General features: G+C 67.3%; 1 protein-coding gene. It reads left to right on the top strand.

Features of this window, described 5'->3' with window-relative positions:
• Positions 1-263 (top strand): hypothetical protein (locus tag GT354_RS27820; protein WP_161359123.1); only part of this gene is annotated, 263 nt, incomplete at both ends.

Below are 263 nucleotides of genomic sequence, written 5' to 3'. Positions count from 1 at the left end.
CGGCTGGACCTTCGACGCGAACGGCAACGAGACCGCCGCCGGCGGCGGCCTGCCCCGCACCGGTGAGACGTACGGCGACTTCAACCAACTCACCGCCCTCACCCGCGGATCCACCACAACGAACAACACCTACACCGGCACCACCAACGGTGAGCGCCTGACCTCCGGAGCCACCACCTTCTACGCGGGTTCCCTCGGATTGACCGCCACTGTGAACAACGGCGTCGAGACCGGATTCGTCCGCGAACCCTCGGGCAGCCTCA

Origin of the sequence: Streptomyces sp. SID3343, assembly GCF_009865215.1 — a bacterium.
Classification (GTDB): Bacteria; Actinomycetota; Actinomycetes; order Streptomycetales; family Streptomycetaceae; genus Embleya.
The sequence above is the reverse complement of the archived record's forward strand: the minus strand, read 5'-3'. Positions and strand labels throughout refer to the sequence as shown.